The sequence below is a fragment of the Streptomyces sp. NPDC002889 genome, assembly GCF_042888425.1.
In the GTDB taxonomy this organism is placed as follows: Bacteria; Actinomycetota; Actinomycetes; order Streptomycetales; family Streptomycetaceae; genus Streptomyces.
The window spans coordinates 15756-31575 of sequence record NZ_JBIAPT010000003.1; the positions used below are offsets into that span (position 1 = coordinate 15756).

Here is a 15820-nt window from a genome sequence, read left to right on the forward strand (position 1 = left end):
GCGGCCGTTGACGGCGGCGAAACGCGCCCGGAGGGTGGTAAGCACCCATGAGTGCATACGGATCATCCGTGATGGGCAGCAACTGGGTCAAACCCAGAGGGTATCGGGGGGTTCCGGATGGGCTCGGGCAGTGGGCGCGGCGGTGCTGTGTGGGGCGACGTGGTGCTGTCGTCGGTCGCCGCGGTGAGCTGGTGCCTGGTGGGCATGGCCGGTGCGGCGGCGGCCGGACTGCATCTGCTGGGGGCTGACCGTGCAGGGGCGTTGGGGCCGATGACCGCTGCGGTCGTGGTGCTGGCGGCCGGCGGATCGGTGACTCCGACAGGCGATGTGTCCGCTTTCGGGCCGGATGACGCGGAGGTGCACAGCGCGATCGACCTCACGCCGGTGGGCGTGGGGCTGGTCGGCGCACTGCTCCTCGCGTACCTCTTTCTGCGTTCACTGCGCGGTACGAGGGCGTACATATCGCTGAGCGAACTCTGCGTGCGGACGGCGGGAGTTGTGGTGCTGTTCGTCACCGCGGCGGGCGGCCTGGCATGGGCAGGTCACGACGTCATCACGATCGACGGTGCGAGGCTGGGCCTGGATCGCGAACTGCCCGATGCCGGCGGTATCGGGAGCATCGGCGTGCCGGGTGTCGGCGGGTTGCCACCAGGGCGGTGGGAGGAGCTCGCGCACGCCGATACAGCGGTCGGCTTCGGCGTGGACACCCCACGGTCGCTCGTGGGCGCGCTGCTGTGGGTGCTGGGTGTGCTCGCGATCGCGTATCTCGCGTCGTCGCGTACGCCGCTGCCACGCGGCGCCGGCTGGGACGCCGTACACAGCCGGGTGCGGCCGGCTGTCTCCGCGCTGGTGAGCGCGGCGCTGGTCGCCGTACTCGCCGGGTACGCGGCGGCTGCGTACGCGGCGGTCGGCACCGGCCACCCCGGAGGTCCACCCGCCGGGAGCCGGGAGTCGATCGCGGGCGCAGCCCTGCTCGGCGCGCCCAACGGGGCGTGGCTCGGCGTGGTGCTCGGGCTGTTCGTGCCATGGGACGGCGCGGCGACGGGCGCTCTGGCGCAGTTGCTGCCGGACCCGCTGAACGAGGCGCTGACGGCTTCGGACGGGCGGCCGGTCACGGTGGGCTCTCTCGCCGCGCTGGACGGACGGGTGTGGCTGCTGACGGCCGGCGCCGCCGCGCTGATGCTGTACGCGGGCGTCCTGACGGCGGCGCGGACGCCGGCGGAGCGGGGCAGGCGGACGGGCGCGGCAGCCTTCACCGTGCGATGTGCGCTGCGGCTCGGTGCGGCGACGGCCGTCGCGCTCCCGCTGCTGGTGCGGCTGACCGACGTCTTCGTGGATGCGTCCGTGTCGGTGCTGGGCATCGACGCGTTCGACGCGAGCATCGAGCTGCACGGCGATCCGCGCATGGCGTGCGCGCTGGGCGGGGCCTGGGGCGCGGGGGCGGGCGCGGCGGGAGCTCTGCTGGTCCACGGGATACGAGGTGCTCCGCGGCCGGTGCCCGCCGTCACGGAGGGGCCGGGCCCCTACTGCCCGGCGGCGCCGTACCGCCCGCCGAACGCCGCGACGAACCCGTATCTGCGCCTGCCGCCGGGCATCCACGAAGCCCCGACGCCTCCACCCGCCCCCGACCCGCCGCCCGACGGCCCCAGGGACTTTTGGCCCGGGCCGGACACCCGTGGCCGCGACGGGTGACGCGGCCACGGCTCCCGGCCTTGGCCCCACGCGCCGCCCGCACGAGCCGGGAGGACCCACGCGCAGCGAATCCCAGCCACCGGCCCGAGACCACGACGTCCGGCTCCCAGCCCTGCCCCACGTCGCGGCGGCGTGAACCGGAAGGACCCACGCGCAGCGAACCCCGGCCGGCGTGAGGCGCGGACGCGACGCCGGCTCCAAGCCCCGCGTCGCCACGAACCGGAGCGCCCACGGGCAGCGAACCCCGTTCGGCGTGAGGCGCGGCGCGATCCCGGCGCAGGCCGTGCGGCGACGCGGCGGGTGACCTCCTGCTCCGGGCCGGTGCCCGCGGCCACAGGGCGTGACGCACGGCGCCCGCCCGTCACACCGGGCCCCCGGGGTGTCCGGCCATCGGGACGGGGCATCTCATCCGCGGCGGCGCCCGATACGGTGGTAACACCATGAGTGCATCGCAGCCCCCTCACACCGCCGACGTCCCCACCCTCCTCGTCAAGATCTTCGGGAAGGACCGTCCCGGGATCACCGCCGGGCTCTTCGACACCCTTGCCGCGTACTCCGTCGATGTCGTCGATATCGAGCAGGTCGTCTCCCGTGGCCGACTCGTCCTGTGCGCGCTCGTCACCGCGCCGCCCGCCGACGTGGCCGCCGAGGGCGAACTGCGGGCCACCGTGCACAGCTGGGCCGAGTCCCTCAAGCTGGAGGCCGAGATCATCTCCGGTCACGGCGACAACCGGCCGCGCGGCAGTGGACGTTCGCATGTGACCGTGCTCGGACACCCGCTCACCGCCGAGGCCACAGCCGCAATAGCGGCCAGGATCGCCGGCGTCGGCGGGAACATCGACCGTGTCTTCCGGCTTGCGAAGTATCCCGTCACGGCCGTGGAGTTCGCGGTGTCCGGCGCGGAGACCGAGCCGCTGCGCACCGCGCTGGCCACCGACGCCCATGAGATCGGCGTCGATGTGGCCGTCGTGTCCGCGGGCCTGCACCGACGGGCGCAGCGGCTGGTCGTCATGGATGTGGACTCGACACTCATCCAGGACGAGGTCATCGAACTGTTCGCTGCCCACGCCGGGTGCGAGGAGCAGGTCGCCGAGGTCACCGCGGCCGCCATGCGCGGCGAGCTGGACTTCGAGCAGTCGCTGCACGCGCGGGTCGCGCTGCTCGAGGGCCTGGACACCTCCGTCGTGGACAAGGTGCGGCACGAGGTACGGCTGACCCCCGGCGCCCGCACCCTGATCCGTACGCTGAAGCGGCTCGGCTATCAAGTGGGCGTGGTGTCGGGCGGATTCACTCAGGTCACCGATGACCTCAAGGAGCGGCTCGGACTCGACTTCGCCTCGGCGAACACGCTGGAGATCAAGGACGGGAAGCTGACCGGCCGGGTCGTCGGCGAGGTCGTGGACCGTGCGGGCAAGGCGCGGCTGCTGCGACGGTTCGCCTCCGAGGCCGGGGTTCCGCTCGCGCAGACGGTCGCGATCGGTGACGGGGCGAACGATCTGGACATGCTGAACGCGGCCGGTCTGGGCGTGGCCTTCAATGCCAAGCCCGTCGTCCGCCGCGCCGCCCACACGGCGGTCAACGTCCCGTTCCTGGACACGGTCCTGTATCTGCTGGGCATCACCCGCGAAGAGGTCGAGGCCGCCGACGGGGACGGCGAGGAGCACTGACCGTAACGACGCGGTGAGGCCCCGGCGCACGGTGCGCGCCGGGGCCTTGGCCATGTCCGGGCCTGTCAGGGCCGTTCCTCAGGGCCCGTCTGTCATGGGGACGGCAGAGGGAGCCCTCGGAGGGCTGCCGGCGGCTCAGTCGTGCGGCGTCCAGTAGTCGAGCAGCTTGCCCACGCCGTGCTCCACGGACTTCCATGAACCCTCGAACGACAGGACGGCGAAGGCCGACGTCGGGAAGCCGTCCGTGGTCATCCGGGCCAGGGCGTCGCCCTCGACGCTGCCGGCCAGCGCGTCGGCGAGCGCGTGCATCCCGGGGTTGTGGCCGACCACCAGGAGGTCGTTCACCTCGTCGGACACCTCGTTGAGCAGTGCGATCAGGTTGCCGAGGGAGGCTTCGTACAGCCGCTCCTCGTACACCGTCTTCGGGCGGTGCGGCAGCTCGTGCACCGCGAGCTTCCAGGTCTCGCGGGTTCTGCTCGCGGTCGAGCAGAGAGCCAGATCGAAGGCGATTCCGGTCTCGGCGAGCCGGCGCCCGGCCACGGGGGCGTCCATGCGGCCACGCTCGGCGAGCGGGCGCTCATGGTCGGACACCTGGGGCCAGTCCGCCTTCGCATGCCGAAGGAGAACGATCCTGCGGGACTCTGGAGGTCCGGGGGGCGTCCCCCCGGAAGACACAGCGGCGCTCATGAACCCCAGCTTCGCACGAAATCAGCCATCAGGCGCAGGGTGTTGACGTGCTCTCCTGCCCAGCATGAGTCCCGTGGAGCCCGCATCGGGTCACCCTGCGAGCGTCTGCTGGACGCGCTGGAGGAACTCCCCCACGGCCGGATCGGTGCCTGCCGCGTGGGCATCGCCGGGCCCGGCGATCAGCAGGAGCAGCGTGCAGAAGGCGAGCATCGGAAGGGCGAGCGCCCACCAGGGCAGCCGGACCCCGACGACGCGCGAGGCCTCGGAGCGGGACCGGGTGTGCGTGTGGGCCGGCATGGCCGCCTCCGTAGGTCTGCGGTTGAGTACCTCAAACGTACGGATCATGGGAACCCGGGCCCATCCGGTGACCCACCCACTTCACCCTGACCCTTGCCCCCTAGGGGATGGTGGTGCCGGCCCCACCCTCTCCCTGTCGCTCGGTCCGCCTTCGATCAGGGCGAGGCGATGGAGGCGATGATCCCGATGACCACGCCGATCAACAGCATCGCGCCGAGCACCGTGAGGAGCTTCTTCTGGCCGTTCTGGGGGTTCGGGTCGAGCACAGGCATGGGCTCAGTCTCGCATCTCAGATCTCGTCCTCGATCGTCCGGTCCCGCCCGGCCAGGATCCCGACGGCGACCTGGGGCACGATCAGGGCGGCCATCAGGCCGATCGGCAGCTCCCAGCCGCCGCTGTGCTGGTAGAGCACACCCACCAGCAGAGGGCCCGGGATGGAGATCAGATAGCCGGTGGACTGGGCGAACGCGGAGAGCCGTACGACTCCTGCGCCCGTGCGCGAGCGCATGCCGATCATGGTGAGGGCGAGCGGGAAGGCGCAGTTCGAGATGCCGAGCAGCAGCGCCCAGGCCCACGCTCCCGCGGCCGGGGCGAGCAGCAGGCCCAGATAGCCGGTCAGCCCGCACAGGCCAAGAGCGACGGCGATGGGACCCTGGTTCTTCATCCGGGTGGCCAGCCGCGGGATGACGAAGGCGAGCGGTACGCCCATGACCATGGTCACGGCGAGCAGCACACCCGCGGTGCCGGCCGAGACGCCCGCGTCCCGGAAGATCTGCGGCATCCAGCCCATCGTGATGTACGCGCCGGTGGCCTGGAGCCCGAAGAAGCAGGCGAGCGCCCAGGCAGTGGGGCTGCGGGTGATCCGGGGTGCGGGGGCGGCCTTGTCCGGCCCCGGGCTCATGCCCTTCGGCTCCCGTCCGCTCCCTGCGTCACGGTCGCGCACCAGGCCGATCCAGGGCAGCACGGCCAGCGCCGCGAGCCCCGCCCACACGGCGAGGCCGACGCGCCAACTGCCGCCCAGCGCGTCGGTCATGGGCACGGTCGCGGCGGCAGCGGCCGAGGTGCCGAGCGCCAGAGCCATGGAGTAGAGCCCGGTCATCGAGCCGACGCGGCCGGGGAAGTACCGCTTGACGATCACCGGCATCAGGACGTTGCTGACGGCGATGCCCATCAGCGCGAGGGCGCTCGCGGCCAGGAAGGACGCCGTGTCCGAGGCGAAGGGGCGGATGACGAGCCCGGTGGCGATGGCCGCCATGCCCGCGCAGACGACCGCCCCGGGGCCGAAGCGGCGGGCGAGCCGGGGGGCCGCGACACCGAAGACGGCGAAGCACAGCGGCGGTACGGAGGTGAGCAGACCGGCCACACTGCCGCTCATGTGCAGCCCGGTGCGCGCTTCTTCGAGGAGGGCTCCGAGGCTGGTGATGGCGGGCCGCAGATTGAGCGCGGCGAGGACGATACCGACGACGACGAGCCGAGTGATCCACACCGGAGGCCGCGGCGCGGCAGAATCCACAGCAGCAGGGGCCGTGGCGGCAGGGCTCAGGGTCTGGGTCTCGTCCGGCATGGAGCCATCATAGAATCATGGGATGATTGATTGTCCAATTCCGTACGAACTCCGGTGGACAATCTCAAGGACAATCCGACCGTCCCGCGGAATCCTCCACTCCTCCACGACAAGGGAGCACCATGGCGCTGTCCTCCCCCCGGCGTTCCGCGCTCTCCGACCAGGTGATCGCCCAGCTGCGCAACCAGATCACGTCGGGCGAATGGCCGGTGGGCTCACGGATCCCGACCGAGCCGGAACTGGTCGAGCAGCTGGGCGTCGCGCGCAACACCGTCCGTGAGGCGGTGCGCGCGCTCGCGCACAACGGGCTGCTGGACATCCGGCAGGGCTCGGGGACGTATGTGGTGGCCACCAGCGAGCTGGCCGGCGTCATGCACCGCCGGTTCGCCGACGCCGACCCCATCCATATCGCCGAGCTGCGCTCCACTCTCGAGTCGTCGGCGGCCCGGCTGGCCGCACAGCGGCGCACGGAGCGCGATCTGAAGCAGCTGGACACCCTGCTGGCCCGCCGCGAGGAGGCCTGGGAGTCCGGCGACGCCGAACGGTTCGTGGCCGCCGACACCACCTTCCATCTGGCCGTGGTCGCCGCCTCGCACAACGACGTACTGAGCGAGCTGTACGCGGACCTGGGCGATCTGCTGCGCGACTGGCTGCGCGACGACGTGGGCCAGGAGCTGCGCCCGGAGAACCATATGGACCATGCGCGGATGGTGGAGGCGATCCGCGCGGGCGACGGCGACGCGGCGGCCGCGGAGGCGGCCGGCTATCCGTTCATGTGCCTGCGCCGTCCCGCAGGGGCTGATGACTGACCCAGACCGCGCGGATCTCCTTCCAGCACCGCTGGGTCAGCTCGACATAGCCGGCCGGCCCGACCTGCACCGCGGCGGTGTCCGCGTCCACGTCCCACCAGCGGTCGCACTCGACATGCAGCCGTACACGGTCCGTGTCCGGATAGGGGTTGTGGCAGTAGGCGGTGACCTGCGAGCCGTCGACGACGGTACGGCAGTCGGCCTGGTACGACGGCGACTGTTCGCGTTCCTGGGTCTGCGTGTGCCGGTCCGGCTCGGTCCGTGGCGGTGACAGCCGTCGCAGCGGCTGTGAAGCGGTCGGCGTCGCCCACAGCAGGACCGTCACTGTGGCGAGTACGCAGGCAGAACGCCAGGTCGTACGCACAAGCAGGACCTCCTCGGCCGAACGGCGGCCAAGCGGCCGCGGCTGCACCACAAGGAAGAGTTGTCCTCCCAGCGTCGCCGCTCCGGGCGCGCGCCGCCCGCCCGTGGGGCCGAACGGGCGATGACCCGCACCGCGCGAAACGGCGACGCCCCGTTTCCCGCGCGCTGCGGGAAACGGGGCGTCGCCGTCGTACGGACGAATGCGTCCTGGTGGGTCAGGCACCCATCATGTGCACGCCGCCGTCCACGTGCACGACCTCACCGGTCGTGCGCGGGAAGAAGTCCGACAGCAGACCGACGACACCACGGCCGGCCGGGTCCGGGTCCGACAGGTCCCAGCCGATCGGGGCGCGGTGGTTCCACACGTCCGCGAGCTCCTCGAATCCCGGGATGGACTTCGCGGCCATCGACTTGATCGGGCCGGCCGAGATCAGGTTGCAGCGGACGTTCTTGGGGCCGAGGTCGCGGGCGAGGTAGCGGTTGGTGGACTCCAGGGCCGCCTTGGCCACGCCCATCCAGTCGTACTTCGGCCAGGCGATCGTCGCGTCGAAGGTGAGACCGACGATCGAGCCGCCGCGCTCCATCAGCGGGAGGCAGGCCGTGGCCAGCGACTTGTACGAGTACGCCGAGACCTGCACCGCGGTCGCGACGTCCTCCCAGCTGGCCTCCAGGAAGTTGAACGCGCCCTGCGGGCCGAAGGCGATCGAGTGGACGATGCCGTCCAGGCCCGTGTCGTCGGTGGAGTGCTCGCGGATCTGGTCCGCGAGACCGTCCAGGTGCTCCTGGTTGGTGACGTCCAGCTCGATGACGGGGGCGGTCTTGGGCAGCCGCTTGGCGATGCGCTGGACGAGAGTGAGCCGGCCGAAGCCGGTGAGGATGACCTCCGCACCCTCCTCCTGGGCCACCTTCGCGGCGTGGAAGGCGATGGACCCCTCGGTGAGGACGCCCGTGACCAGAATGCGCTTGCCGGCGAGGATTCCGCTCATGGTGATCAGTGACCCATGCCCAATCCGCCGTCAACCGGGATGACGGCTCCAGTGATGTACGAGGCGTCGTCGGAGGCGAGGAACCGCACGGCGGCGGCGATCTCCTCCGGCTGCGCGTAACGGCCGAGCGGCACCTGGGACACGATGCCCGCGCGCTGCTCGTCGCTGAGCACCTTGGTCATGTCGGTGTCGACAAAGCCGGGTGCGACGACGTTGAAGGTGATGTTCCGCGAGCCGAGCTCACGGGCCAGCGAGCGGGCGAAGCCGACCAGGCCGGCCTTGGAGGCGGCGTAGTTGGCCTGCCCTGCCGAGCCCAGCAGCCCGACGACGGACGAGATCAGGACGACGCGGCCCTTCTTCGCACGCAGCATGCCACGGTTGGCGCGCTTGACGACGCGGAAGGTACCGGTGAGGTTGGTGTCGAGGACGGAGGTGAAGTCCTCCTCGGACATGCGCATCAGGAGCTGGTCCTTGGTGACACCGGCGTTGGCCACCAGCACCTCCACGGGACCGTGCTTCTCCTCGATCTCCTTGTAGGCCTGCTCCACCTGCTCGGCGTCGGTGATGTCGCACCTGACGGCCAGGCAACCCAACTCGGTCAGGGCGGCCGGCGGCTCGCCGGACCGGTAGGTGATCGCGACCTTGTCGCCGTTGTCGGCGAACGCGCGGGCGATGGCGAGGCCGATGCCCCGGTTTCCTCCGGTGACGAGAACCGAGCGGCTCAACGGGTCACCCTTTCGATAGAGATCTGGTACGCCGAAAACCTATCGGTCCAACCCCTCTCCCGAAGACTCGGGCCCCGACAGCGCCCTCCGTCAGACCCTGTCGGATCCCTACAGAAAGCCGACGCAGAAAACGGTCGTGGCATGTCACGGCCGGACGGCCTGTTGGTCCCGCTGGGCAACGAGCCCCTCCGCGCGACATGATCGGGGGCGACCCCGTCTCGACGACAGGAGACATCCGTGCCTCATTCCATCGACGAAGCGTTCACGGCACTGCCGCTGCGCGCGCTCGCCGACGCGGCCCTCGCCCGGGCGCGTGCGCTCGGCGCCGAGCATGCCGACTTCCGCCTCGAGCGCGTACGCAGCGCGGCCTGGCGGTTGCGCGACGCCAAGCCCTCCGCTTCCTCGGACACCACGGACCTCGGGTACGCGGTGCGGGTGGTGCACGGCGGGGCCTGGGGTTTCGCCTCCGGGGTCGATCTGACCATGGACGGCGCCGCCAGGGTCGCGAGCCAGGCGGTGGCGATGGCGAAGCTCTCCGCCAAGGTGATCGCGGCGGCGGGCTCCGACGAGAGGGTGGAGCTGGCGGACGAGCCGGTGCACGCGGACCGGACCTGGATCTCCTCGTACGAGATCGACCCGTTCGAGGTGCCCGACGAGGACAAGACGGCGCTGCTGGCCGACTGGAGCAACCGGCTGCTGCGCGCGGACGGTGTGGCACATGTGGATGCCTCGCTGCTCACGGTCCACGAGAACAAGTTCTACGCGGACACGGCAGGGACGGTGACCACCCAGCAGCGGGTGCGCCTGCATCCCCAGCTCACCGCGGTCGCGGTCGACGAGACGACGGGCGAGTTCGACTCGATGCGCACCATCGCGCCGCCGGTGGGCCGCGGCTGGGAGTACCTGACCGGCACCGGCTGGGACTGGGACTCGGAGCTGGAGCAGATCCCGGCGCTGCTCGCGGAGAAGATGCGCGCGCCGAGCGTGGAGGCCGGGCGCTACGACCTGGTGGTCGACCCGTCGAACCTGTGGCTGACCATCCATGAGTCGATCGGCCACGCCACCGAGCTGGACCGGGCGCTGGGCTACGAGGCGGCGTACGCCGGCACCTCGTTCGCCACGTTCGATCAGCTCGGGAAGCTGGCGTACGGCTCGTCGGTGATGAATGTGACGGGCGACCGCACGGCCGAGCACGGGCTCGCCACCATCGGGTACGACGACGAGGGCGTCGAGGCGCAGAGCTGGGACCTGGTCAAGGACGGCACGCTGGTGGGGTACCAGCTGGACCGGCGGATCGCGAAACTGACGGGTCTCGGCCGGTCCAACGGCTGTGCGTACGCGGACTCCCCCGGGCATGTGCCGGTGCAGCGGATGGCGAACGTGTCGCTGCAGCCGGATCCGGGCGGGCTGTCGACGGAGGATCTGATCGGCGGGGTCGAGCGCGGGATCTACGTGGTCGGCGACCGGTCGTGGTCGATCGACATGCAGCGGTACAACTTCCAGTTCACCGGCCAGCGCTTCTTCCGTATCGAGAACGGCCGGCTGGCCGGGCAGCTGCGGGATGTCGCCTACCAGGCGACGACGACGGAGTTCTGGGGCTCGATGGAGAAGGTCGGCGGGCCGCAGACCTATGTGCTGGGCGGCGCGTTCAACTGCGGCAAGGCCCAGCCGGGCCAGGTCGCCGCCGTCTCCCACGGCTGCCCGTCCGCCCTGTTCAGGGGCGTGAACATCCTCAACATGACGCAGGAAGCGGGACGCTGATGCCGACGATTCGCACCACCCCTCCGCACGAGATCGTCGAGCGGGCCCTGGAGCTGTCCACCGCCGACGGCTGTGTCGTCATCGCCGACGAGCAGTCGTCCGCCAATCTGCGCTGGGCCGGTAATGCCCTGACCACCAACGGTGTCACCCGCGGCCGCACCCTCACCGTCGTCGCGACCGTCGACGGCGCCGAGGGCACGGCCTCCGGTGTGGTGTCGCGCTCGGCCGTGACCGCCCAGGACCTCGAACCACTGGTGCGGGCCGCGGAGGCCGCCGCCCGCGCCGCCGGGCCGGCCGAGGACGCCCAGCCGCTGGTCGCGGGCGTTCCCGCGTCCCCCGACTTCACGGACGCGCCCGCCGAGACCTCGTCGGCCGTCTTCACCGACTTCGCGCCCGCGCTCGGCGAGGCCTTCGCCCGCGCCCGGACCGGTGGGCGTGAGCTGTACGGCTTCGCCAACCATGAGCTGACCTCCACGTATCTCGGTACGTCGACGGGGCTGCGGCTGCGGCACGACCAGCCGACCGGCACCCTGGAGCTGAACGCCAAGTCCCCGGACCGCACGCGCTCCGCATGGGCCGGCCGCTCGACGCGGGACTTCAAGGATGTGGACCCGGGGCTGCTGGACGCGGAGCTGGCACAGCGCCTCGGCTGGGCCGAGCGCCGCGTCGAGCTGCCGGCCGGCCGGTACGAGACGCTGCTGCCGCCGACCGCCGTGGCCGATCTGCTGATCTACCAGCTGTGGTCGTCGACGGCCCGGGACGCCGCCGAGGGCAGGACCGTCTTCTCCAAGCCCGGCGGCGGTACCCGCGTGGGCGAGACGCTGTGCCCACTGCCGCTGACGCTGCGCAGCGATCCGAACGAGCCCGGCCTGGAGTCCGCCCCGTTCGTGATCGCGCACGCCTCCGGCGACGACGCCTCGGTCTTCGACAACGGGCTTCCGCTGACGGCGACCGACTGGGTGCGTGACGGAAAGCTCGAGCACCTGGTGACCACCCGGCACAGCGCCTCTCTGACCGGGCTGCCGGTCGCACCGGGGGCGGGGAATCTTCTCCTGGAGGGCGGCGGTGAGCGCTCTCTGGAGGAGATGGTCTCCGCGACGGCCCGCGGCCTGCTGCTGACCTGCCTCTGGTACATCCGCGAGGTCGACCCGGCGACGCTGCTGCTGACCGGGCTGACCAGGGACGGCGTGTATCTGGTGGAGAACGGAGAGGTCGTCGGGGAGGTCAACAACTTCCGCTTCAACGAGTCCCCCGTCGATCTGCTGTCCCGCGCCACCGAGGCAGGACGCAGCGAGAAGACCCTGCCGCGTGAATGGGGCGACTGGTTCACCCGGGCCGCGATGCCCGCGCTGCGCATCCCCGATTTCAATATGAGTTCGGTCAGCCAGGGCGTATAACCTCGGGGGTGCCTGCGCGTACGCGCAGAGCGCCGAGTGAACACCGAAGGAGACCCGGGACCGTGACGGACATCGTCGACGAACTGCAGTGGCGGGGGCTGATCGCCCTTTCCACTGACGAGGACGCATTGCGCAAGGCGTTCGCGGACGGTCCCGTCACGTTCTATTGCGGCTTCGACCCGACCGCCCCCAGCCTGCACCTCGGCAACCTCGTGCAGATCCTGACCATGCGCCGGATCCAGCAGGCGGGCAACCGCCCGCTGGGTCTGGTCGGCGGGGCCACCGGCCTGATCGGCGACCCGAAGCCGAACGCGGAGCGCACGCTGAACGCGCCGGAGGTCGTCGCGAGCTGGGTGGAGCGGCTGCGCGGGCAGATCGAGCGGTTCCTGGACTTCGAGGGCCCGTACGCCGCGACCATGGTCAACAACCTGGACTGGACGCAGGGTCTGTCGGCCATCGACTTCCTGCGCGACATCGGCAAGCACTTCCGGGTCAACAAGATGATCGCGAAGGAGGCCGTGGCGCGACGGCTGAACTCCGACGCGGGCATCAGCTACACCGAGTTCAGTTACCAGATCCTGCAGGGCATGGACTTCCTGGAGCTGTACCGGCGCTACGCCTGTGTGCTGCAGACCGGCGGCAGCGACCAGTGGGGCAACCTCACCGCGGGCACCGACCTGATCCACCGGGTCCAGCCCGACGCCGAGGTGCACGCGCTGGCGACGCCGCTGATCACCAAGGCGGACGGCACCAAGTTCGGCAAGACGGAGTCCGGCACTGTCTGGCTCGATGCGGAGCGCACCACGCCGTACGCGTTCTACCAGTTCTGGCTGAACGCGGACGACCGTGATGTCTCCAAGTTCCTGCGGATCTTCAGCTTCAAGTCCCGCGAGGAGATCGAGGAGCTGGAGAAGCTGACCGAGGAGCGGCCGCAGGCGCGCGCCGCTCAGCGGGCGCTGGCCGAGGAGCTGACGACGCTCGTGCACGGCGGCGACCAGTGCGCCGCGGTCGTGAACGCGTCGAAGGCGCTGTTCGGACAGGGCGAGCTGAGCGAACTGGACGAGCCGACGCTGCGTGCGGCGCTCTCCGAGCTGCCGCACGCCCAGGTCACCGAGCTGCTGCCGGTCGTCGATCTGCTCGCCGAGGTCGGTCTGGCGCCGAGCAAGTCCGCGGCCCGTCGCACGGTGAAGGAGGGCGGCGCGTACGTGAACAACGTGAAGGTGACCGCCGAGGACGCCGTGGTGGCGAAGGACGAGCTGCTGCACGGGCGCTGGCTGGTGCTGCGCCGGGGCAAGAAGAACCTGGCGGCGATCGAGGTCACCGCCGGCTGACCCGGCACACGGGCACGGGCACGGGCACGGGCACGGGCACGGGCACGGGCACGGGCAGGAAACGGCGGCGGCCGGGTGGGAGTGGTTCCCACCCGGCCGCCGCCGTCCGCCGTCCCGGTCCGGTTCTCACGCTCCCGTTCTCACGGTCGGTTCTCAGGTGTTCGCTTCTCAGGCCGTTCGTTTGCCGCGTACGGCCATGTAGGCCATCTCGCCGAGGAAGACGACGAGCACGGCTGCCCCGAGCTGGAGCGCGTGCCGGCCCCAGTCGATGCCGGCGGTCTCGTCGATACCGAAGGCACCCGCCAGCGCATTGCCGATGAGCGCGCCGATGATGCCGAAGATGGTCACCAGCCAGAGGGGACTGTGCTGCTTGCCGGGGAGGATCGCCTTCGCGATCAGCCCCAGCACGAATCCCACGATGATCGCCCACAACCAGCCCATGGCTGCCTCCTTGTACGGCTGACGCAAGGCCGTGCGTGTACGGCTCCGCGTGAGCGGTTACGCCGCCAGTCTCGGCCTGTGGGCCGACGTGCGCATGTCGGGCATGGCCATACGCGCTACGGCGCCCGCCTGGAACGCAGGGGGAAGGCCGCCCCGCTCTCGAAGCACGCGCCACCGCGGCGTACGGTGGAGGCAGTCCGGGCCGGGGAACGTCCGGTGGGGTAGTCGGGCGGTGGAATGCGATGTGGAAGCGCGGTGGCACAAAGGTCGTCCGGATCACCGGGGCCAGACGGGGTCTTGCCGATGATGTACGTGGCCGGCAGCGCCGCTATGTGATCTCGATGTCCGTACGGACCGTGTCGGTGATCGCCGCCGCAGTCCTGTGGAACGTCGAGCGTCATGTGGCGATCGTGGCCCTGGTGCTGGGTGTCCTGTTGCCCTATATCTCCGTGGTCATCGCCAACGCGGGCCGGGAGAACGCCCCTTCACTTCCGTCGACGTTCGTACACGCGCCGAGCCGGCCCATGATCGCACCGCTCGGCGGGCACGACTCACCGGAATCCGACCCGGAACCGGGGTCGTCCGAGCCGGGCCGCTCAGGGCCTGGCCAGAGGTGACGGCAGCCCGTGGTGGGCGGCGCACGAAGCTCAGGAAAAGCTCAGATCAATCATGAAGTTCCGGTGCACCGCACCCCGTTACCCGTGACATACTTCGAAGCGCGCTCCGCATCCCCCGTCGGAGCGACGGACCGACGCCGGGCAGCTCCCCCCGTGGCTGCTCGGCGTCGCCATGTTGGGACAATGATCAGGTGAGCAACGAAACCCCGATCTGTTCCGCGAAGGGCTGCCGGGCAGCAGCCGTATGGGTACTGGCCTGGAACAACCCGAAGCTGCACACCCCTGAGCGCCGCAAGACCTGGCTGGCCTGCGAGGAGCACCGCGAGTATCTGTCCCAGTTCCTCGGCGTGCGCGGTTTCCTGAAGGATGTCGTGACGTTCAAGGAGTGGGAGCAGCGCGCGGCAGCCGATGCGCGGGGCCCGGCCGACGAGAGCGCCGATCCGCGGGATTCAGCCGCCGATGGCTGACATGGGGCGCTCGGGCTGAAGGAAGGACGGGTCGTCCAGACCGGATCCGGCCTTCTTCCCCCACATCGCCAGCTTCCATATGCGGGCGATCTCCTCTTCCGGCGCCTCGGAGCGCAGCGCGGCCCGCAGGTCGGTCTCCTCGGTCGCGAACAGGCAGGTGCGTACCTGGCCGTCGGCGGTGAGCCGGGTGCGGTCGCAGGCCCGGCAGAACGGCCGGGTGACGGAGGCAATGACGCCGACGCGGTGCGGTCCGCCGTCGACGAGCCAGCGCTCGGCGGGCGCGGAGCCGCGCGCTTCCTTGTCCTCGGCGGTGAGGGTGAAGCGCGTCCGCAGGGACTGAAGGATGTCTCCGGCGGTGATCATGCCGTCGCGCTTCCAGCCGTGCTGCGCGTCGAGGGGCATCTGCTCGATGAAACGCATCTCGTACTCGTTGGCCACGGCCCAGGCGAGCAGATCAGGGGCCTCGTCGTCGTTGAGGCCCGGCATCAGCACGGCGTTGACCTTGACCGGGGTGAGGCCGGCGGCACGTGCGGCTTCGAGGCCGTCCAGTACATCCTGGTGCCGGTTGCGGCGGGTGAGGGCCTTGAAGACATCGGGGCGCAGGGTGTCCAGCGAGACGTTGACCCGGTCGAGCCCGGCGGCCTTGAGCGCGGTCGCGGTGCGCTTGAGTCCGATGCCGTTGGTCGTCAGCGACATCTGGGGGCGGGGCTCCAGGGCGGCGCAGCGCTCGACGATGCCGACGATGCCGGGGCGCAGCAGCGGCTCACCGCCGGTGAAGCGGACCTCGGTGATGCCGAGATCAGTGACGGCGATCCGGATCAGCCGGACTATCTCGTCGTCCGAGAGCAGATCGGGCTTGGACAGCCATTGCAGGCCTTCTTCGGGCATGCAGTACGCACACCGCAGATTGCAGCGGTCCGTGAGTGAAACACGCAGGTCAGTGGCCACACGGCCGTATGTGTCGATGAGCACTGCGGGCCCCCTCCCCGGTTCGCGGAACTGACACATCCGAGACT

General features: G+C 70.7%; 17 protein-coding genes. 8 read left to right on the forward strand and 9 right to left on the reverse strand.

Going from position 1 to position 15820, the window contains the following annotated elements; genetic code table 11:
* Positions 1–117 precede the first annotated feature (117 nt).
* Both ACFYWI_RS05050 and serB read left to right on the forward strand, forming a co-directional pair.
* Positions 118–1692, forward strand: coding sequence for a streptophobe family protein (locus ACFYWI_RS05050; RefSeq protein ID WP_389225279.1), 1575 nt, complete (start codon positions 118–120; stop codon positions 1690–1692).
* 440 nt (positions 1693–2132) lie between these two features.
* Entirely contained in the window at positions 2133–3359 is a 1227-nt protein-coding gene (serB, locus tag ACFYWI_RS05055; RefSeq protein WP_389225281.1) for a phosphoserine phosphatase SerB, read from the forward strand.
* A gap of 135 nt (positions 3360–3494) precedes the next feature.
* Here the strand turns inward: serB and ACFYWI_RS05060 are convergent, their stop codons facing one another.
* The 4 genes from ACFYWI_RS05060 to ACFYWI_RS05075 form a co-directional block, all read right to left on the reverse strand.
* The gene (locus ACFYWI_RS05060; protein WP_389225283.1) at positions 3495–4046 is read right to left on the reverse strand and encodes a SixA phosphatase family protein; all 552 of its coding nucleotides are present in this window, start codon (positions 4044–4046) and stop codon (positions 3495–3497) included.
* 90 nt (positions 4047–4136) lie between these two features.
* Entirely contained in the window at positions 4137–4343 is a 207-nt protein-coding gene (locus tag ACFYWI_RS05065; RefSeq protein WP_389225285.1) for a hypothetical protein, read from the reverse strand.
* A 155-nt stretch (positions 4344–4498) separates the two neighbouring features.
* Positions 4499–4615: an SGM_5486 family transporter-associated protein gene (locus tag ACFYWI_RS05070; RefSeq protein WP_389225287.1), complete on the reverse strand. Its 117-nt coding sequence runs from the start codon at positions 4613–4615 to the stop codon at positions 4499–4501.
* A 17-nt stretch (positions 4616–4632) separates the two neighbouring features.
* On the reverse strand, positions 4633–5907 hold the full coding sequence (locus tag ACFYWI_RS05075; protein WP_389225289.1) for a CynX/NimT family MFS transporter: 1275 nt from the start codon (positions 5905–5907) through the stop codon (positions 4633–4635).
* A gap of 122 nt (positions 5908–6029) precedes the next feature.
* Between ACFYWI_RS05075 and ACFYWI_RS05080 the strand changes: the two genes are divergently transcribed.
* Positions 6030–6716 (forward strand): FadR/GntR family transcriptional regulator, encoded by a 687-nt coding sequence (locus ACFYWI_RS05080; RefSeq protein WP_389225291.1) that lies wholly within the window; start codon positions 6030–6032, stop codon positions 6714–6716.
* Here ACFYWI_RS05080 and ACFYWI_RS05085 read toward each other — a convergent pair.
* The 3 genes from ACFYWI_RS05085 to fabG form a co-directional block, all read right to left on the reverse strand.
* Positions 6679–7080 (reverse strand): hypothetical protein, encoded by a 402-nt coding sequence (locus tag ACFYWI_RS05085; RefSeq protein WP_389225293.1) that lies wholly within the window; start codon positions 7078–7080, stop codon positions 6679–6681. The genes ACFYWI_RS05080 and ACFYWI_RS05085 overlap by 38 nt on opposite strands.
* Before the next feature lie 214 nt (positions 7081–7294).
* Positions 7295–8065 carry an enoyl-ACP reductase FabI gene (gene fabI / locus ACFYWI_RS05090; RefSeq protein ID WP_389225295.1) on the reverse strand — a complete coding sequence of 257 codons (771 nt, stop codon included), beginning with the start codon at positions 8063–8065 and terminating at the stop codon, positions 7295–7297.
* Positions 8066–8070: 5 nt separating this feature from the next.
* Positions 8071–8790, reverse strand: coding sequence for a 3-oxoacyl-[acyl-carrier-protein] reductase (fabG, locus tag ACFYWI_RS05095; RefSeq protein ID WP_389225297.1), 720 nt, complete (start codon positions 8788–8790; stop codon positions 8071–8073).
* Between the two features lie 237 nt (positions 8791–9027).
* Here fabG and ACFYWI_RS05100 point away from each other — a divergent pair, with 237 nt between their 5' ends.
* The 3 genes from ACFYWI_RS05100 (at position 9028) to tyrS (ending at position 13279) form a co-directional block, all read left to right on the forward strand.
* Positions 9028–10551 (forward strand): TldD/PmbA family protein, encoded by a 1524-nt coding sequence (locus tag ACFYWI_RS05100; protein WP_389225299.1) that lies wholly within the window; start codon positions 9028–9030, stop codon positions 10549–10551.
* On the forward strand, positions 10551–11948 hold the full coding sequence (locus tag ACFYWI_RS05105) for a metallopeptidase TldD-related protein (protein ID WP_389225301.1): 1398 nt from the start codon (positions 10551–10553) through the stop codon (positions 11946–11948). The genes ACFYWI_RS05100 and ACFYWI_RS05105 overlap by 1 nt, the downstream gene beginning before the upstream one ends.
* A gap of 62 nt (positions 11949–12010) precedes the next feature.
* Complete coding sequence (gene tyrS, locus ACFYWI_RS05110; protein ID WP_389225303.1) at positions 12011–13279, forward strand: tyrosine--tRNA ligase; 1269 nt, start codon at positions 12011–12013, stop codon at positions 13277–13279.
* A 168-nt stretch (positions 13280–13447) separates the two neighbouring features.
* Here the strand turns inward: tyrS and ACFYWI_RS05115 are convergent, their stop codons facing one another.
* Positions 13448–13720 (reverse strand): GlsB/YeaQ/YmgE family stress response membrane protein, encoded by a 273-nt coding sequence (locus ACFYWI_RS05115; protein ID WP_389225305.1) that lies wholly within the window; start codon positions 13718–13720, stop codon positions 13448–13450.
* Between the two features lie 242 nt (positions 13721–13962).
* Between ACFYWI_RS05115 and ACFYWI_RS05120 the strand changes: the two genes are divergently transcribed.
* Together ACFYWI_RS05120 and ACFYWI_RS05125 are read left to right on the forward strand one after the other, a co-directional pair.
* Positions 13963–14337 carry a DUF3099 domain-containing protein gene (locus ACFYWI_RS05120; RefSeq protein ID WP_389225307.1) on the forward strand — a complete coding sequence of 125 codons (375 nt, stop codon included), beginning with the start codon at positions 13963–13965 and terminating at the stop codon, positions 14335–14337.
* 191 nt (positions 14338–14528) lie between these two features.
* A complete protein-coding gene (locus ACFYWI_RS05125; protein ID WP_389225309.1) occupies positions 14529–14804 on the forward strand; it encodes a hypothetical protein in 276 nt (91 codons plus the stop codon).
* On the opposite strand, the gene moaA is transcribed toward ACFYWI_RS05125, so the two are convergent.
* A complete protein-coding gene (gene moaA, locus ACFYWI_RS05130; RefSeq protein WP_389225311.1) occupies positions 14787–15776 on the reverse strand; it encodes a GTP 3',8-cyclase MoaA in 990 nt (329 codons plus the stop codon). The two genes, ACFYWI_RS05125 and moaA, sit on opposite strands and share 18 nt — an antisense overlap.
* Positions 15777–15820 lie beyond the last annotated feature (44 nt).

Excerpts from the sequence above, each read along its gene's own strand:
- ACFYWI_RS05050 (WP_389225279.1), top strand. The coding sequence starts at position 118 with ATGGGCTCGGGCAGTGGGCGCGGCGGTGCTGTGTGGGGCGACGTGGTG.
- serB (WP_389225281.1), top strand. The coding sequence starts at position 2,133 with ATGAGTGCATCGCAGCCCCCTCACACCGCCGACGTCCCCACCCTCCTC.
- ACFYWI_RS05060 (WP_389225283.1), bottom strand. The coding sequence starts at position 4,046 with ATGAGCGCCGCTGTGTCTTCCGGGGGGACGCCCCCCGGACCTCCAGAG.
- ACFYWI_RS05065 (WP_389225285.1), bottom strand. The coding sequence starts at position 4,343 with ATGCCGGCCCACACGCACACCCGGTCCCGCTCCGAGGCCTCGCGCGTC.
- ACFYWI_RS05070 (WP_389225287.1), bottom strand. The coding sequence starts at position 4,615 with ATGCCTGTGCTCGACCCGAACCCCCAGAACGGCCAGAAGAAGCTCCTC.
- ACFYWI_RS05075 (WP_389225289.1), bottom strand. The coding sequence starts at position 5,907 with ATGCCGGACGAGACCCAGACCCTGAGCCCTGCCGCCACGGCCCCTGCT.
- ACFYWI_RS05080 (WP_389225291.1), top strand. The coding sequence starts at position 6,030 with ATGGCGCTGTCCTCCCCCCGGCGTTCCGCGCTCTCCGACCAGGTGATC.
- fabI (WP_389225295.1), bottom strand. The coding sequence starts at position 8,065 with ATGAGCGGAATCCTCGCCGGCAAGCGCATTCTGGTCACGGGCGTCCTC.
- ACFYWI_RS05105 (WP_389225301.1), top strand. The coding sequence starts at position 10,551 with ATGCCGACGATTCGCACCACCCCTCCGCACGAGATCGTCGAGCGGGCC.
- ACFYWI_RS05115 (WP_389225305.1), bottom strand. The coding sequence starts at position 13,720 with ATGGGCTGGTTGTGGGCGATCATCGTGGGATTCGTGCTGGGGCTGATC.
- ACFYWI_RS05120 (WP_389225307.1), top strand. The coding sequence starts at position 13,963 with ATGTGGAAGCGCGGTGGCACAAAGGTCGTCCGGATCACCGGGGCCAGA.